Origin of the sequence: Veillonella sp. AF13-2, from assembly GCF_003603295.1 — a bacterium.
GTDB lineage: Bacteria > Bacillota > Negativicutes > Veillonellales > Veillonellaceae > Veillonella > Veillonella parvula_E.
The window spans coordinates 342,781-359,853 of the sequence record NZ_QTMT01000001.1 but is presented as its reverse complement, the minus strand read 5'-3'; the positions used below and the strand labels follow the sequence as shown (position 1 = coordinate 359,853).

The 17,073-nt window shown below is 38.7% G+C and carries 14 protein-coding genes; 2 read left to right on the top strand and 12 right to left on the bottom strand.

Translation table 11 applies throughout. The annotated features are described in order from the left end of the window. Nucleotides 1-6 precede the first annotated feature (6 nt). The 3 genes from guaB to recG all read right to left on the bottom strand — a co-directional run bounded on the left by guaB (nt 7) and on the right by recG (nt 3,896). Nucleotides 7-1,461: an IMP dehydrogenase gene (gene guaB / locus DWV85_RS01680; protein ID WP_123137892.1), complete on the bottom strand. Its 1,455-nt coding sequence runs from the start codon at nt 1,459-1,461 to the stop codon at nt 7-9. Nucleotides 1,462-1,537: 76 nt separating this feature from the next. Then, complete coding sequence (locus tag DWV85_RS01675) at nt 1,538-1,723, bottom strand: 4-oxalocrotonate tautomerase (protein ID WP_004696087.1); 186 nt, start codon at nt 1,721-1,723, stop codon at nt 1,538-1,540. Nucleotides 1,724-1,853: 130 nt separating this feature from the next. After that, nucleotides 1,854-3,896 (bottom strand): ATP-dependent DNA helicase RecG, encoded by a 2,043-nt coding sequence (recG, locus tag DWV85_RS01670; protein ID WP_077708490.1) that lies wholly within the window; start codon nt 3,894-3,896, stop codon nt 1,854-1,856. A gap of 223 nt (nt 3,897-4,119) precedes the next feature. On the opposite strand from recG, the gene rpmB reads away from it, so the two are divergent. Then, nucleotides 4,120-4,308 carry a 50S ribosomal protein L28 gene (gene rpmB / locus DWV85_RS01665; RefSeq protein ID WP_008601135.1) on the top strand — a complete coding sequence of 63 codons (189 nt, stop codon included), beginning with the start codon at nt 4,120-4,122 and terminating at the stop codon, nt 4,306-4,308. 84 nt (nt 4,309-4,392) lie between these two features. Here rpmB and DWV85_RS01660 read toward each other — a convergent pair whose 3' ends face one another. From DWV85_RS01660 to tyrS, 8 genes are all read right to left on the bottom strand, one after another. Then, nucleotides 4,393-5,382, bottom strand: a complete 990-nt coding sequence (locus DWV85_RS01660) for a deoxyguanosinetriphosphate triphosphohydrolase (RefSeq protein WP_123137891.1) — start codon at nt 5,380-5,382, stop codon at nt 4,393-4,395. Further along, nucleotides 5,379-6,200 (bottom strand): pyruvate, water dikinase regulatory protein, encoded by an 822-nt coding sequence (locus DWV85_RS01655; protein ID WP_008601139.1) that lies wholly within the window; start codon nt 6,198-6,200, stop codon nt 5,379-5,381. The genes DWV85_RS01660 and DWV85_RS01655 overlap by 4 nt, the downstream gene beginning before the upstream one ends. A gap of 10 nt (nt 6,201-6,210) precedes the next feature. Beyond that, on the bottom strand, nt 6,211-6,840 hold the full coding sequence (locus tag DWV85_RS01650; RefSeq protein ID WP_004696095.1) for a helix-turn-helix transcriptional regulator: 630 nt from the start codon (nt 6,838-6,840) through the stop codon (nt 6,211-6,213). A gap of 98 nt (nt 6,841-6,938) precedes the next feature. Then, nucleotides 6,939-9,320, bottom strand: a complete 2,382-nt coding sequence (gene ppsA, locus DWV85_RS01645; RefSeq protein ID WP_123137890.1) for a phosphoenolpyruvate synthase — start codon at nt 9,318-9,320, stop codon at nt 6,939-6,941. 175 nt (nt 9,321-9,495) lie between these two features. Then, the gene (locus DWV85_RS01640; protein ID WP_008601144.1) at nt 9,496-9,942 is read right to left on the bottom strand and encodes a hypothetical protein; all 447 of its coding nucleotides are present in this window, start codon (nt 9,940-9,942) and stop codon (nt 9,496-9,498) included. Between the two features lie 3 nt (nt 9,943-9,945). Continuing rightward, on the bottom strand, nt 9,946-10,188 hold the full coding sequence (locus tag DWV85_RS01635) for a hypothetical protein (protein ID WP_008601146.1): 243 nt from the start codon (nt 10,186-10,188) through the stop codon (nt 9,946-9,948). Then, entirely contained in the window at nt 10,185-10,802 is a 618-nt protein-coding gene (locus tag DWV85_RS01630; RefSeq protein WP_123137889.1) for a CoA pyrophosphatase, read from the bottom strand. The genes DWV85_RS01635 and DWV85_RS01630 overlap by 4 nt, the downstream gene beginning before the upstream one ends. Nucleotides 10,803-11,038: 236 nt before the next feature. After that, on the bottom strand, nt 11,039-12,247 hold the full coding sequence (gene tyrS, locus DWV85_RS01625; protein WP_118091293.1) for a tyrosine--tRNA ligase: 1,209 nt from the start codon (nt 12,245-12,247) through the stop codon (nt 11,039-11,041). Between the two features lie 162 nt (nt 12,248-12,409). Between tyrS and DWV85_RS01620 the strand changes: the two genes are divergently transcribed. Continuing rightward, nucleotides 12,410-14,500, top strand: a complete 2,091-nt coding sequence (locus tag DWV85_RS01620; RefSeq protein ID WP_118091294.1) for a penicillin-binding protein 1A — start codon at nt 12,410-12,412, stop codon at nt 14,498-14,500. Nucleotides 14,501-14,683: 183 nt separating this feature from the next. Here DWV85_RS01620 and DWV85_RS01615 read toward each other — a convergent pair whose 3' ends face one another. Beyond that, nucleotides 14,684-17,062 (bottom strand): endonuclease MutS2, encoded by a 2,379-nt coding sequence (locus DWV85_RS01615; RefSeq protein WP_118091402.1) that lies wholly within the window; start codon nt 17,060-17,062, stop codon nt 14,684-14,686. Nucleotides 17,063-17,073 lie beyond the last annotated feature (11 nt).

Sequence of the window (17,073 nt, the reverse complement as noted above, 5' to 3'; positions counted from 1 at the left end):
CCATTATCAACCACTATAATTTGGTGCTTCAACGGTAATGCTTACATCATGCGGATGACTTTCTTTCAAACCAGCCGCTGTAATTTGAATGAATTGAGTGTTTTCAATCATTTCTTGGATGTTATGACATCCACAATACCCCATACTTGCACGCAAACCACCAACCATTTGGAAAATTGTATCGGTCAGCATACCTTTATATGGTACACGACCTTCTATACCTTCAGGAACTAATTTCTTAGCTTCTGTTTGGAAATATCGATCTTTACTACCGAGTTTCATAGCCCCTAGACTACCCATGCCTCGATATACTTTATAAGAACGGCCTTGATAAATCACTGTTTCTCCAGGGCTTTCATCAGTACCCGCTAAAATATTACCCATCATAACTACATTAGCACCAGCCGCAATAGCTTTAGCAATATCTCCAGAATATTTAATACCCCCATCAGCAATGATAGGAACTCCATAACGACGCCCCACTTGAGCAGACTCATAGACTGCTGTAATTTGAGGTACCCCAATACCAGCAATAACACGAGTTGTACAAATAGAACCAGGTCCTATACCAACCTTAACTGCATCAGCTCCGGCTTCGATAAGAGCCTCAGTGCCTGCTGCAGTTGCCACATTACCTGCAATTACAGGAATGTGAGGATACGCTTGTTTAATGTCCTTCAACGTACGAAGAACACCTGCAGAATGCCCATGGGCAGTATCAACAATAATTACGTCAGCTTTAGCAGATACAAGCGCATCAAGTCTATCATACAAATCTTGAGAAACACCTACTGCAGCACCAACTAATAATCGGCCACTACCATCCTTTGCTGCATTTGGATATTTAGTCGCTTTTTCAATATCTTTAATCGTAATTAAGCCTTTTAAGTTACCGTCGCCATCTACAAGAGGTAATTTTTCAATACGATGTTCGCTTAAGATAGCTTTCGCCGCTTCAAGAGATGTACCTTCCGGTGCAGTAACTAGGGAATCTTTTGTCATACATTCCCCAATTTGTCGGCTTAAATCAGTTTCAAAACGCATATCGCGATTTGTAATGATCCCTACTAGTTTACCATGTTCTGTGATAGGTACACCAGAGATTTTATATTTTTCCATGAGTTCTGCTGCATCGGATAGTAAATTTTGAGGACTTAAGAAAATAGGATCAACGATAACACCGTGTTCAGAGCGTTTTACCTTGTCAACTTCATGAGCTTGCTCTTCAATAGACATATTTTTGTGGATAACGCCAAGACCACCTTCACGAGCCATAGCAATCGCCATCCGTGATTCAGTAACCGTATCCATCCCAGAACTAATCATAGGAATATTTAATGTAATATCACGAGTTAATTGAGTTTTTAACTCTACTTGATTAGGCAGTATATCCGAAGCTGCTGGTATTAATAATACATCATCAAAAGTTAGTCCACGCATACCGAATTTATCGTCTCTCATATTTCTTTCCTTTCCGTATAATAAAACAAAACTACGACCCGCCTAGTCCCTATGGACTAGGCGGTCAGTCGTAGCCTTAGCGTTCAGACCGCAAAATGCCGCCTTCCATATAATCGTCTTTTTTCATATCTACGAAGATAACTTTTACTGCATCAGCAGGAACATTTACGATATCAACCGCAGCCTTTGTAATTGCTTCACCTAATTGTTTCTTTTGTTCTTTTGTACGCCCTTCGACGAGCTCTACATGAATAATTGGCATATTAACCTCCATAGATGAAAAATGAAATAAATTGTTTGTTCTATTATACGGTATGAAGGACATATAGACAAGGAAAAAGCCAGATAAAATCTAATATTATCGATGCTTATATACTTATTAATCCTACCTCTTAATTATACAATATTCTTAGAAATTTTTCACCAAATCTTTTTTCTAATTCTTCTTTCATGATAGATTCTAATTTTTCTATTCCGAATTGATTTGCAAAATCTAGTACATCCTTGCGAGCCTCTACTAAAATTTCAATATCTTTGATAATATTAGCAACGCGTAAATCTGGCAGCCCCGATTGAGCTAATCCAAATAATTGACCAGATCCGCGAAGCAATAAATCTTGCTCTGCAAGCTCAAATCCATCCTGGATTTGTTCCATCAACTTTAAGCGCTCTTGACTTACATCATTTTTAGAATCACTAACAAGAATGCAATAGGACTGATGAGCGCCACGACCTACACGGCCCCGCAGCTGATGTAGCTGAGATAGACCAAATCGCTCTGCCCCTTCAACGCACATAATGGTCGCATTTGGCACATTAACCCCCACTTCGATAACTGTTGTAGAAACAAGTAATGAAATTTCACCCCTATAGAAGGCATTCATCACTTCATCTTTTTCACTCGGCTTCATACGACCGTGAACGAGGCCCACTTCATAGGCCTTATAAAAGTACTCTTTTAATTCTAGATACAATTCCTCAGCGGCTTGCAAGTCTAATTTTTCGGATTCTTCTACAAGAGGGCACACCACGTAGACCTGACGCCCCTCTGCCATTTCCTTACAAAAGAAAGTGCGTAATCTCTCTTTATAAGAACTATCTACAGCATATGTTTTAACAGGTTTTCGCCCTGGTGGCATTTCTTTAATTAAAGATACTGCTAAATCTCCATATACGGATAATGTCATGGTACGAGGGATTGGTGTAGCCGTCATGATAAGTACATGAGGATATGTTCCCTTCTGTTGCAATCTCGCCCGTTGATCTACGCCAAAGCGATGTTGCTCATCGACGATAACAAGGCCTAGATTATGAAAATTAACCCCCTCTTGAATAAGAGCATGGGTTCCAATAATCATATGAATTGTTCCATCAGCTAAGCCTTCATAGATGCGTTCTTTTTCCTTTTTCGTGGAGGATCCAGTTAATAGTTCTATAGTAATACCTAAATTAGCACATACAGTTTGTATCCCTTCATAATGTTGAGCCGCTAAAATCTCCGTAGGAGCCATAATTGCCCCCTGATACCCATTTTCGATGGCTTTTAATAAACTCAGGGTAGCCACAACGGTTTTACCAGAGCCTACATCACCTTGCAACAACCTTTGCATAGGTCGTTCGTCTTCCATATCGATACGAATATCCTCTAATGCTCGTTGTTGATCACCTGTTAAGGAAAACGGTAAATTCTCTATACACTGAGCCATTAGTTCCCCATTTGGTCCCATTTTAGGCCCTCTATGGCATTGTTCTTTATTTCGCAACAAAGCTAAACCAGCTTGCATGACGAACAACTCTTCATAGGCCAATTGATAACGAGCCTTTTCATAGAGCTCTGAGGAGTCTGGGAAATGCATCATCTTAAAAGCATCATAGCGACTCATATAATGATGATCATCACGAACCTCCACAGGTAAAATCTCTGGTAATTCATGGTTAGCTGCGAACCAATTACGTACAGTTGAACGAACCACAAACTGAGATACCCCATCAGCAAGCGCGTAAATAGGAACGATACCTCGATCTGGTTCACCACCGTCTCCTAAGTTTTCCATTTGCGGTGTATTCATTTGCATGGAACCATATTGAAACTCAGCCTTACCATATGCATATATACGTTGTCCTTTTTTGTAAAAGTTTTTTTTATACCCTTGATTAAACAAAACAATCTTCAAAGGACCTGTGCCATCTGCAATGACTACCTCTAAAATAGACAATCGAGGGCGAGGGCGTTTCTCTTGTACAGCAATAACAGTACCTACGATACCACCTGTCATACCTGATTTTAAATCACCAATTCTATAAATCGTACGCCGGTCTTCATAGGTTCTGGGAAAGTAAGTCAATAAGGATGTAACATTGGTAATTCCCAATTTATGCAATTGTTTCTCACGACCAGGACCAATTCCCTTTATAGTCGTCAATCGTTCATCCATAAGAACTCCTTTAAATATACGATAAACACATGAGATATATCCAATTTTTGTATATCCTTGTGTAAAAGTCCATTTATATCTTAGAATATGATATATAGTATACCTTATATTGTAGTATATTTCATAAAAAGAGCAATATGTACGACAAAAATACTTGCTTTAAGCTATTCTTTATGATAATATACTTTTGTTATGTTATAGATTAAGCTTGGAGGTGGAAACTATGGCAAACCTTTGCGAAGTATGTGGTAAATCCACATCTAGCGGTATGAACGTGAGTCATTCTCACATTCGCACAAGAAAAACTTGGAAACCGAACATTCAAAGAGTACGGGCGGTTGTAGACGGTGCTACAAAAAAAGTAAACGTATGCACTCGCTGCCTTCGTTCTAATAAAGTTACACGCGCGTAAAATAAAAAGTACATGTACTCTTTGGGGTTCTAGAGCCCCAAAAAAGCAGTTAGTTCATTTTGAACTAACTGCTTTTTTTGTTATTTATAATGTAATATTTGGAATATAATATTGCTTAAATAACTTAATAGCATATTGATCTGTTAAGCCTGCTACATAATCAACTACATCACGTGTAGAGTAAAACGCTTTACCTGTTTCACAGCCTTCCATATCATCAGGGTGTTCCATGAAGTGAGTAAATAGATTTTTCACCACATGGGATGCCTTTTTGCGATCCGGAATTAAAGCTGGTGCCAAATATACATGTTTAAACATAAATTGACGGAATAGATTCATCGTCATTTCCACATCAGCAGACATAGATATAGCTGGCTTATCCAAGGATTCCCGTACCATATCCTCTACCATTGCAGTAATCATACTGGATGGAGTCATACCAAAATGTTCGCGCACTTCAAAAGGCAACGCCTCTGCCGTCAACATACCTGCTCGCTGTGCATCATCAAAATCATGGCACAAATACGCAATACGATCTACAATACGAATAATTTGACCTTCCAAGGTCACAGGAATTGTAGCTCCTGTGTGACCTACGATGCCATCTCGAACAGCGGTGGTTAAATTGAGTCCTTGATGATCACCATGTCTTTCTAATACCTCAACCATGCGTAAACTTTGCTCATTATGATTAAAGTGCCCCACCATATCTCGCAATGCATATTCACCTACATGACCAAATGGTGTATGTCCCACATCATGACCCATGGCAATAGCTTCCACAAGGTCTTCATTTAAACGTAATGCACGAGCCACAGTACGACCGATTTGACCTACCTCAAGGGTATGAGTCATGCGTGTCCGATAATGGTCACCTGGCGCAATATATACCTGTGTCTTATGCTTTAACCGTCTAAAACATTTACTATGAATGATGCGATCCCGATCGCGTTGAAACGCGGTTCTAAGTGGATCAGGCTTTTCTTCTATATCACGGATTGCATCGCGGCTTTTAACAGCATAGGGAGACAGAAACAAAACCTCCCTCTCCTCTATTTGTTCACGTATATTCATTTACCCTCCGACGCGCGATTTTTATCAATCAATTGCATAACAAGAGAAGCTGTTTCTTCAATGGATTTATTAGAAACATCTAACACTTGGCAGTGCAAACGACGCATAATAGCCTTTGCATAATCCAATTCAGATTGAATACGCTCAATAGATGCATAATTTGCTTCGTCTTCAAGACCGATAGCGCGTAAACGTTCACTACGAATATTATTTAATTTGTATGGATCTATAATAAGGCCCACGATTTTTTTTGCCGGAATCTTGAACAATTCCTCTGGCAACGGTACCTCTGGAACTAGTGGCAAATTTGCGGCTTTAATCTTTTTGTACGCCAAGAACATGGACAATGGTGTCTTACTAGTTCTAGATACACCAATAATAACTATGTCGGCCTTTTCAAAACCAGATGGATTTTTACCATCGTCATATTTCACGGCAAACTCAATAGCTTCAACCTTTTTAAAATACTCTTGGTCGAGCTTATGAACCATACCTGCTGTCATGCGAGGTTTAGTAGTTGCGATAGTACCAACTGCATCGAGAACAGGCCCCATGATATCCACAGCCGGAATATTATATTCAGCCACCTTCTCATGCAAATACTTACGTAAAGACGCAGACACAATGGTATGGCAAATAACATGATTCCCACGTTTTGCGTCGTCTATGACCTCATCAATTTGGCTTTCACTATCAATATAGGGAACACGGACAATTTCAATTTGCTCCTTATCATATTGACTCGCCGTAGCTCTCGCTACAGCCTCAGCAGTTTCCCCCAGAGAATCCGATATTGCATAAATAATTTTTTCTGCCATTCTATCAACCTCAGTGTATGCTACATTCTAAAAATACTTTTGCTACCGTCGTTTTTGATACACGGCCCACAACCTTTAAACGCTTCTTGTTACCCACATCCTCACGAGCGACGACAGGTAAACAATCTACTTCATAATCTATCATTTTCTGTGCAGCCTCTACCAAAGTATCAGTAGGCTCCACCGCTATAACCTTGCTTACAGGGGTCATAATCATAGATATAGGCATGGTATGCGAATCTGTTTGTCCCATAGAGGCGCGTAGTAAATCTTTTCGAGATACCACACCTACTAGGTATGAACCATCACACACTAATATAGTACCTACATCCTCTGTAAATAATGTGACAATTGTATCATACAAACTCGTATCCCCATTGACCACAACTGCTTGAGATAATACATCACTTACCAGAAATGACTTTAATCGCTCAGCCGTTTGTGTTTCCTTTGAAAGTCCAACATAGTAATAGCCTACGTTTGGACGTGCATCTAACACACCTAACATGGTCAATACAGATAAATCTGAGCGCAACGCAGATCTTGTGACCTCTAAATGTTCAGCAATGGCACTACCTGTTACAGGACCTTCTTCGCGAACGATTTGAGCAATTTGTTCTTGTCGTTTCGACAGTTTCACACGGTAACCCCCTTTCATCTCTGTTTGTATTATATCCTAAGTTACCATTCAGAAAAAGAGGAGACCCACAGGCCTCCTCTTTCACCATAACTATATTATTACCAAATTAGTTCGTCAGATTCTTGACGACCACGACCAGTCATAGCATCGAGCATAATTCGTTGTTCGATTTGAGCCACCATTTTCTTAGTATTAACTACTGCATCTGGGTTAACAGAAATAGAGTCGATACCACTCTTCACAAGGAATTCGCAAAGTTCAGGATATACGCTTGGCGCTTGGCCACAGATAGATACAGTTTTACCATCTTTATGGGCCACCTCAATGAGGTGACGAATTGCTCTGCGAACTGCTAAATTACGTTCATCATAGATATGTTGAACTGTTTCGTTATCGCGATCACAACCGAGTACAAGCATAGTCAAATCGTTAGAACCGATAGAATAACCATCTACATATTTATTAAATTGATCAGCTAAGATAATATTGGATGGGATCTCAGCCATGAGCCATACTTTAAAGTCTTTGCTGCGTGCAAGACCTTCTTGAGCCATTAAGTTAGTTACTAATTCAGCTTCTTCCACAGTACGGCAGAATGGAATCATAACTTGTAGATTTTTGAAACCAAATTCGTTACGCACTTTTTTGATTGCTTCTAATTCTAATTTGAAAGCAGGTGTGTACTTAGGATCATAGTAGCGAGATGCGCCACGCCAGCCAAGTAATGCACTGGATTCATGCGGTTCATATTTATCGCCACCTTTAAGGTCACGGTATTCACTAGATTTAAAGTCGCTCAAACGAACTACTACTTGGCGAGGGGCTAATGCTTGGCATACTTTACGCATACCTTCCGCCAATGTATTTACAGCAAAGTCACTGCGCCCTGTTTCGATAAGGTGCAATGGATGTTCATGAATAAAGGTTGTCCAAATGAACTCTTCACGCATGAGACCGATGCCATCACATGGTAGTACACCATATTTTTGGGCCAAATCAGGATCACCTAAGTTCATATAAATCTTAGTGCCTGTTACAGGCACATATTCAGCTGCTGCCCCTGTAGAAACTTGAGCTTCAGGCTTTTTAACGATATCTTCTAATACGCCATCATATACGATACCATTTGTAGCATCAACGGTAATCATTTGACCATCTTTAATAGAGGTAGTCGCTTCATGACTACGGCTCTTAGTACCTACGATACAAGGAATACCAAGCTCACGGCTAACGATAGACGCATGACAAGTCATACCACCAGCGTCAGTAACAATTGCTTTTGCCTTTTTCATGGCTGGCACCCAATCAGGAGCTGTCATAGCTGTAACAAGGATTTCGCCTTCTTTGAACTCATCGATATCCTCAGGATTGATGATAACGTGAGCTTTACCTGCTGCATTACCAGGGGATGCTGGCAAACCTTTTACAATAATATCGCGATTACCTGCATCTAATGTGCTAGCTTTTTCGGACGTTTCTGATTTTTCTTTGCGGGACCAAACTGTTTCTGGACGAGCTTGCAAGATCCAAATCTTGTCATTGCGTTCATCTACGCCCCATTCCATATCCATGTAGCAACCATAATGCTTTTCAATTGCTTTTGCATATTCTGCAAGTTCCAAAACTTGAGCATCTGTAATAACTTGTTGTTTTGCTTCGTCGGCTGGAACCACTTCTTCAACACAGTCACCATCGGCTTTACGAACAAGGCGGACATGTTTATCGTTAATCATACGGTCCGTAATTTCCATCTTTTCTTTATCCACTCGGAAATTATCTGGTGTAACCGTACCTTGTACAACATATTCACCAAGGCCCCAAGAGCCTTCAATAAGAATATTGTTATCATTGCCTGTTACAAGATCAACAGTAAACATTACGCCAGCTGCTTTAGAAAATACCATCATTTGAACCGCAGCACTCAATGCTACTGTCATATGATCAAAGCCTTGTTTTACACGGTAATATGTGGCACGGTCTGTGAAAGTAGATGCGTAACATTCTTTTACTTTTTCGATGATAACATCAGCACCGCGAACATTTAAATACGTATCTTGTTGGCCTGCAAAGCTTGCATCTGGTAAATCTTCTGCTGTTGCACTAGAACGAACAGCCACAAATGGATTTTCTTCGTTCACTTTTTTACCAAGTTCTTCATAAGCATGACGGATAGCATCTGCCAAGTCTTTTGGCATTTCTTCCTGACAAATCATGCGGCGAATCTTAGCACACACTTCGCGCAATAATGCAGAATTTTCTACATCATCTAAAGCATCAAGTTCAGCGCGGATTTTATCTTCCAAACCTGTAGCTTTCATAAACTCACGATAACCATGAGCAGTTGTTGCAAAGCCATAAGGTACAGGTACATTAGTGGAGGATGTCAATTCTCCTAAAGAAGAAGACTTGCCACCTACTAAATTAACATCTTCACGTTGTAATTCATCAAACCAAAGTACGTATGCTGTTTCGCGATTCATGTGAGAACCTCCTAGATTAATTAGTGCAACACATTAAACCTTTTACACATAAATAGTATACCTTAATTTAAAATCTGTCAATTTATATGAGGATTATTATACAAATAAAAATGATAAAAAACTAAAAAATGATTGCCTAATACTAGACAATCATCTTTTAACATGTAGTTATTACTTAATTGTTATTTCTACCTGGCTGTAATAAAAATAGATACATTCCAAGTATCAAGAATTCAAAAATAGTATCATTGATAAAAAGACTTAAAAGTATTAAAGCTATAAAAATTGGATATACCCAAAATGGAAATCCTATATCATAGGCTCTTCTCATACCAGTCATAAAAAAGAATGTAAATCCATAAATGCCAAAAGAATAACCTAAGATTAAATATTTAATCCCTTCAGCAATATCTTTAGATTGTATTACATAACTACCAAAACTAATTAATAAAATACAACACATAAATGAAAATGCATTGCCGAAAAAATAGAATAAACGTCCTAATGGTACCTTTGGATCTAAATATTTAATATGTCTAGTCTTTCCATATATCATTAATAATATTGAAATGATAATACAAATAGGAATCATTGTATAACCAAACAACTGTATTATTTCCATCTGCTACACTCCAAATAATGTTTTCATTATAAACAATACTATTATAATTAATATATTTAACATAAGCTGCAATTCAGGCGAAAGATTATAATAAGTTAATAAAGAAAAACCACCACTAACAATAATTAAACTTATACTAGCTAGTATAAGTATAGATTTTTCTAAATGATTGTTTTCTCTATGTCTCTTATATAATACATACGCTACATATATAATCCATAACCATGGAACAAATTCAGGTTTCATTTAACATCCCTATATATATCTAAAAAATTCTTCAACACTCGTCCTGTTAGTCCCCATATGGTGTATTGTTTATAGGGATAGAAATAGACGGAATAGTTTTGTCTAATTTTCCAGTCGATATTATATCCTTCTAATAGATGAAATGGAAAATCTTTTAACGGCTTAGTTCCAATGTCTAAATGACCTACGGTCGGTTCCATATCTAATAGATATTGTAAGGGAACTGTAAATACCTCTCCTACTTCATCGGAATTTGGTTTTAAATCATTTGTATGTAGTCGAACTGCTACGGCGTATAGTTTTACACCTATTGCAGATACTAAACAGTCTAAATTTCCTAGCAGTTCAATTTGATCTAAGTCTATACCAAGTTCCTCAGAGCATTCACGCATGGCTGTATGAGCACCACTTTTATCATTAGGTTCACAGTGCCCACCAGGGAAACTGATTTCACCGGGTTGACGTCGCAATGTATTACTACGCACGGTAAACACCATATGATCTTCTCCATCGATTTCTAATAGAGGCACGGCTACTGCAGCTGTGATAACATCAATATCTGTAAGAACAGTATGTTCTCGTTGTGATAAATGGTTACTTAATTTCTTGTCCATAAATGGTCCTCTCACAAGTTATAATCTATTTTATACAATATTTGTAAAAAATCTTTTATGTATCAAATTTGTATTTTATTTTTATATTTATATTATCTTTGTATATTCATTATACATTAACTTGTAAGTCAATTTCTTGCTTCACAAACAACAGATTCAGTAGATAGATAATCTTATAGACAAAATAGACAGAAAAAAACTGTGATGGGAAATCTAAACCTCATCACAGTTTTATATTAGTTAAATTTAATTTTTACAAATTTACGCTTACCAACTTGAACGATCATGCCATCTTCTAGCTTAAGGTTTTCTTCTGTATATTTTTCACCGTTTACTTTGAAAGCACCAGCTTTAATGGATCGACGTGCTTCACCATTAGAAGCAGTCAAACCAGCATCTGTACAGAATTGTGGTACAAAGATTGGTTCTGTTGGCGCATCCATAGCGCATTCAGGAATATCTGTAGGCAATGCGCGTTGTTGGAATACACGTTTGAATTCCTCTTCTGCCTCAAGAGCAGCCTCTTCACCATGGTACAAACGAACGATGGTACGAGCTAATTGCATTTTAGCGTCACGTGGATGTAATTCACCACTTTCAAGACGTTTTTCCATGTCCTCTTGTTCTTCAATTGGCATATCTGTAACGAGCATGAAGTAGCGCATCATCAATTCATCAGGAATAGACATTGCTTTACCGTACATTTCTTTAGGTTCTTCGTCGATACCGATGTAATTGCCTAAAGATTTACTCATTTTTTGAACACCGTCAAGGCCTTCAAGCAATGGCATTGTAATAACAACTTGAGGTTCTTGACCTTCTAATTCTTGTAAATGACGGCCCATTAACAAGTTGAAAGTTTGGTCTGTACCACCAAATTCAACGTCAGCATGTAATGCTACAGAATCTTGACCTTGCATCAATGGATACATAAACTCATGAACACCAATAGCACGACCTTCTTTAAAGCGTTTATTGAAATCATCGCGTTCCATCATACGTGCTACAGTATAAGAGCTTGCCAAACGTAGAACATCCGCAAAGTTCATAGATTCTAGCCATTCACTATTGTCGCGGACGATCGTTTTTTCAGGATCTAACACTTTGAAGATTTGTGTTTTATAGGTTTCAGCATTTTTCAATACTTCTTCTTTTGTAAGTGGTGGACGAGTTACACTTTTACCAGTAGGATCACCAATACGCGCAGTGAAACCGCCGATAACGATCACTACTTGATGACCAAATTCTTGGAACAAACGTAGTTTACGAAGTGGTACTGTATGGCCTAAATGAATATCTGGCGCTGTTGGGTCCAAACCTAATTTTACAACTAAAGGTTTATTTTCCTTAATAGATTTTTCTATTTTCTTTACAAGATCTTGTTCATTAATTAAATCTGCTACGCCGTGTTTAATTTGGCGCACTTGTTCTTGAGCACTAACCATGATAATCCTCCTCGAAATACTATTGTTTTAGTATACCATTATCTAAAAACTTTCACAATTATATATATAGTATTGGTTTTAAGCCATATATGATATAATATTTATAACTGCGTAATAGAATTTACGTTATATTTACTAACAAAAGAAAAAAGAGGTGACTCTATGAGTAATAACTCAAATGCGAGAAGCAGCCGCCGTTCTAATGGTAGCGGCGCTACACCGAAGAAGACAAGTCCGAAGCGTCTATTTTGGATTTGTGCCCTTCTCCTTATACTCATCGTAGCCGGAGGTGGCTGTGGTTTCATCAGTGCTACACTGTCTAACCTACCAGATGTATCCAATGTACGTCCTTCTGCATCGTCTCAAATTTACGATGTCCATGGTAATCTCATCACAACGGTTCATTCCACAGAGAATAGATTACCAGTACCTTTAAAAGATGTACCAAAGGATTTACAAAATGCCTTTGTTGCTACTGAGGACTCTCGCTTCTATTCCCATCACGGTATCGACCCTGTTGGTATCTTGCGTGCTGTATGGGTTAACCTTGTTCATAGTGGCGTATCTGAAGGTGGTTCTACAATCACTCAACAGTTAGCGCGTAATGCATTCTTATCTCAAGACAGAACATTTAAACGTAAAATTTCTGAAGCATTGCTAGCACTTAAAATTGAACAACATTACACTAAGGATGAAATCCTTGAAATGTACATGAACCAAATTTACTTTGGCCAAGGTGCATACGGTGTACAATCTGCAGCTCATGTATACTTTGGTAAGGATGCTAGCCAATTAACGCTAGCTCAAGCAGCACTCATTGCAGGCTTACCACAAAGTCCTAACTACTACTCTCCATTCAATGATTTGGAAGCTAGTAAAAAACGTCAAGCTGTTGTATTAGGCCAAATGGTTAAATACGGTTACATTACACAAGAGCAAGCTGATGAAGCACGTCAAGCAGATTTAGGCTTAGTGGCAAAACAAGAACAAACGCATGAAAAATCTAATGCATCTTACTTCATTAACTATGTTATTGCACAAGTTTCTGAAAAATATGGCGACGATGCAATCTATAAAGATGGTTTAAAAATTTATACAACTCTTGATATGGATGCGCAAAATGCAGCTGTAGCAGCAATGCAAAACTTGCCTAACTACTACACTGATAGCAATGGTTTACATCAACCACAAGGTGCTATCGTAGCTATGAACCCTCATAATGGTTACATTATGGCTATGGTTGGTGGTCGCGGTGATGATGCATTTAACCGTGCTACACAAGCAGAACGTCAACCAGGTTCCGCTATGAAGCCATTTGTATATTTAGCAGCTATTCAATCTGGTAAAACTCCTGGTTCTATCGTAGATGATAGCCCTGTTACATTTGGTAACTGGAGCCCTAAAAACTATGAAAATGACTTCGAAGGTAATATGACATACCGCTACGCATTACAACACTCTCGTAACGTAGCTGCCGTAAAAATTGCCGATGAAGTAGGCATGTCTAAGATTATTAAACTTGCCAAAGAAATGGGTATCACAACCCTTACAGATCAAGATAATAACTTGTCTACTGCACTTGGTGGTTTAACTCACGGCGTGACACCTCTTGAAATGGTACAAGCTTATGGCGTACTTGCTAATGGCGGTATCAAAGTTCAACCTACGGCAATCCTTAAAATTGTTGATCGTAACGGTCAAGTGGTGGAGGAAAACTCCATCCAAGAAAAACGCGTTGTAGACGAAAAAGATGCAGCAATCATTACAAATATGCTAGAATCTGTTATAAATGGCGGTACTGGTGGTAATGCCGCAATCGGTCGTCCTGCAGCAGGTAAAACTGGTACAACAGATGATTCCAAGGATGCTTGGTTCGTTGGTTACACGCCTGATTTAGTAGCTGCCGTTTGGATTGGTGATGACTATGGCTCGGAAACATTACGAGGCATCACCGGTGGTGACACACCTGCTATTATGTGGGGGCAATTCATGGCTAATGCACTTGCCAACACCCCTGCATCTGACTTCTCCGTTCCTGCTAGCGCTCAATCAGCTGTTTCTGAAGGTTATTATAATCCTGTAAAAGCACAGCCTAAAAAAGAAGCTGCTAAGGACGAAAAAGCAGACAAAAAAGACGATAAAGACAAGTCAAAAGATGAAGCTGTAAAAGATGACAGTGGCTCAAAAGATGATGCAACTGAACAGAAATCTAATTCATCCAAAAGTAAAAAGTCTAGTAAAAAAGATCGTTAATCTCATACGCTAAAGGAGCGGAACATGTGTTCCGCTCCTTTCTTTTACGTAAAAAGGTAGTAAGTTCTAAGAACTTACTACCTCTTCTATTTCTATATAGGTATATGGCTATACCCCATAACCAATTTGATATACGATAATAATTTACTGTATTATCTATAACTATATCACTATTGTGTAGCTTTATTTCAAAACTACATTCGTAGCCCCTGCACCACCTTCGTCATAGCCTGCCGTTTCAAAATGAGCTACATGAGGTAAGGTACGCAAATATTGATGTACACCTTCTCGTAATGCGCCAGTCCCCTTACCGTGAATAATGCGCACTTGATTAACACCACCAAGTAAAGCTTGGTCAATAAATCTACCAACAGAAACTGTCGCTTCATCTACCGTTTGTCCAAGAATATTGATTTCAGTACGAACCTCTTTTTGGCGTTGTACGGCAGAGCCACCCATACGTTTTCTAGTCTTAGGCATAGCTGCTTTTTGTTCCCGTTCAAGCTTATTTCCTTCTTCACGTGTAGTAGATTGTAATTCGCTAACCTTTACAGTAGCTGTTAGTCCATTAATATCTACATTCACACGATTGCCATTGATAGCTAATACGGTACCTAATGAGCGTAAAGATGTAACATATACTGCTTGGCCTACCTTAATAGCATCTGCCGTCAAGGACTTACGATCATCATCTACTGGGGCTTCTGGTACATGTACATTAGAAATGCCCTTACGTGCAGCATTAATAGCAGATTGACGCTTATCCTTATTTGTTTCAGAGAATTGCGCTTTCAATTGCTTAATAATCGCTTCCCCTTCGACGCGCAAGCTACGTTTCATAGATTCTGCATCAGCTTGAGCTTTGGCTAAGATTTGTTTACGCTTTTCGTTAAACTGTTTCTTTTCCTTCTCTAATTGACCACGCATGCGACGTGTTTCATCAAGCTCTTTCTTTAACGCTCTTTCCCGTTCAGATGCCTTACGAAGTTGCTCATTCAAATCTGAAAGAACTTCTTCCATTTCATGGCTACCAAATTGAGATTTATACTCTGCCGCGCGCGTTACGATATCTTTTGGTAAACCTAAGCGGGCCGCAATACTCAATGCATGGCTACTACCTGCTACACCAATATGAAGTCGATACGTTGGCTTTAAGGTACGCTCATCAAATTCTACATGGCCGTTTTCGATTCCTTCTGTATGGTATGCATAGTTTTTAAGCTCATTATAATGGGTACTTACCATCATAAGGGCACCTTTTTTACGGAAGAATTCAAGGATAGATACAGCTAAAGCACTACCTTCCTCTGGATCTGTACCAGATCCAAGCTCATCCAGCAATACCAAGTCATTTGGGCCACAATGTTTAATAATGGAAATAACTTGTGTCATATGAGCAGAGAACGTACTAAGGCTAGCCTCAATACTTTGTTCATCCCCAATATCGGCAAAGATATTTTGGAATATAGGCAACATTGAGCCGTGGTCTGCAGGGATAAATAGACCACATTGGTTCATTAAGCTCAATAACCCTAATGTTTTAAGAGAGACTGTTTTACCACCTGTATTAGAACCAGTAATCAATAAAATACGGTACGATGTACCTAATTGAATATTTGTAGGCACTACCACATTCGGTGGGATTAATGGGTGCCGAGCTCTCATGAGATTAACAGTTCTATCAGTACTCAAGATGGCCGGTACACCCTTATAAGAAATAGCAAGGCTCGCCTTACCATATACAAATTCGATGTGGGATACCTTTTCACAAGCATCCATCAAATCATTACTATGTTGTTTTACAAGGGCTGATAATTCACGGTAAATACGCAATACCTCTTGCTCTTCACCAATCAAAGCCTCTTGTAATTCATTATTTAGATTCACCAAGCGCATCGGTTCAATATAGAGTGTTTGACCCGTTGCAGAACGGTCGTGAATAAGACCATCAAAATATTGGCGATATTCCTGTTTTACAGGGATTACATAGCGATTGTTACGCTGTGTAATGATCGTTTCTTGGAAATACTTCTGATTATCCTTGTCGTGTAAGATAGCTTGAATATCATTTTTGATCTTTTCCCGAGTTTTGATAATCGTATTTCTTAGGCTCGCCAACTTAGGAGATGCTGTATCAAGCAATTCCCCTTTTTCATCAAAGACGCGTTTAAAGCGATTTTCAATGCGATCTGTATTTGGCATATCCTGAACCCATAAGAATAGCAAAGGATATTCCATATATTTCGTTCTAAAGAACTTTGTCATGCGCTTATAAGCACCAATGGTTAAATAAATATCCCATAATGCTTCACGCGTAAGGACAAAGTCTTTACGACTCTTCTTACAGGACTCACGAATATCTCGCGTACCGCCTAACGGTTGTTCTACCTCAGTTTGTAAAGAACGCATGGCTTCTGCTGTTTCATCAAGGTTCTCTTGAATAGCTTTAGCATCCGTCATTGGTTCAATATGCATAGCTAATTCTTTAGCAATGGTAGAACTACAATGTTGTTGTAATTGTTCTTTTATATGGTGAAAGTCTAATACATCTTCGTTAAACAATGTACTACCTC

Bases quoted from the DNA above. Each gene is read 5' to 3' on its own strand.
- guaB (WP_123137892.1), bottom strand. From the start codon at position 1,461: ATGAGAGACGATAAATTCGGTATGCGTGGACTAACTTTTGATGATGTA.
- DWV85_RS01675 (WP_004696087.1), bottom strand. From the start codon at position 1,723: ATGCCAATTATTCATGTAGAGCTCGTCGAAGGGCGTACAAAAGAACAA.
- recG (WP_077708490.1), bottom strand. From the start codon at position 3,896: ATGGATGAACGATTGACGACTATAAAGGGAATTGGTCCTGGTCGTGAG.
- rpmB (WP_008601135.1), top strand. From the start codon at position 4,120: ATGGCAAACCTTTGCGAAGTATGTGGTAAATCCACATCTAGCGGTATG.
- DWV85_RS01660 (WP_123137891.1), bottom strand. From the start codon at position 5,382: ATGAATATACGTGAACAAATAGAGGAGAGGGAGGTTTTGTTTCTGTCT.
- DWV85_RS01655 (WP_008601139.1), bottom strand. From the start codon at position 6,200: ATGGCAGAAAAAATTATTTATGCAATATCGGATTCTCTGGGGGAAACT.
- ppsA (WP_123137890.1), bottom strand. From the start codon at position 9,320: ATGAATCGCGAAACAGCATACGTACTTTGGTTTGATGAATTACAACGT.
- DWV85_RS01640 (WP_008601144.1), bottom strand. From the start codon at position 9,942: ATGGAAATAATACAGTTGTTTGGTTATACAATGATTCCTATTTGTATT.
- DWV85_RS01635 (WP_008601146.1), bottom strand. From the start codon at position 10,188: ATGAAACCTGAATTTGTTCCATGGTTATGGATTATATATGTAGCGTAT.
- DWV85_RS01630 (WP_123137889.1), bottom strand. From the start codon at position 10,802: ATGGACAAGAAATTAAGTAACCATTTATCACAACGAGAACATACTGTT.
- tyrS (WP_118091293.1), bottom strand. From the start codon at position 12,247: ATGGTTAGTGCTCAAGAACAAGTGCGCCAAATTAAACACGGCGTAGCA.
- DWV85_RS01620 (WP_118091294.1), top strand. From the start codon at position 12,410: ATGAGTAATAACTCAAATGCGAGAAGCAGCCGCCGTTCTAATGGTAGC.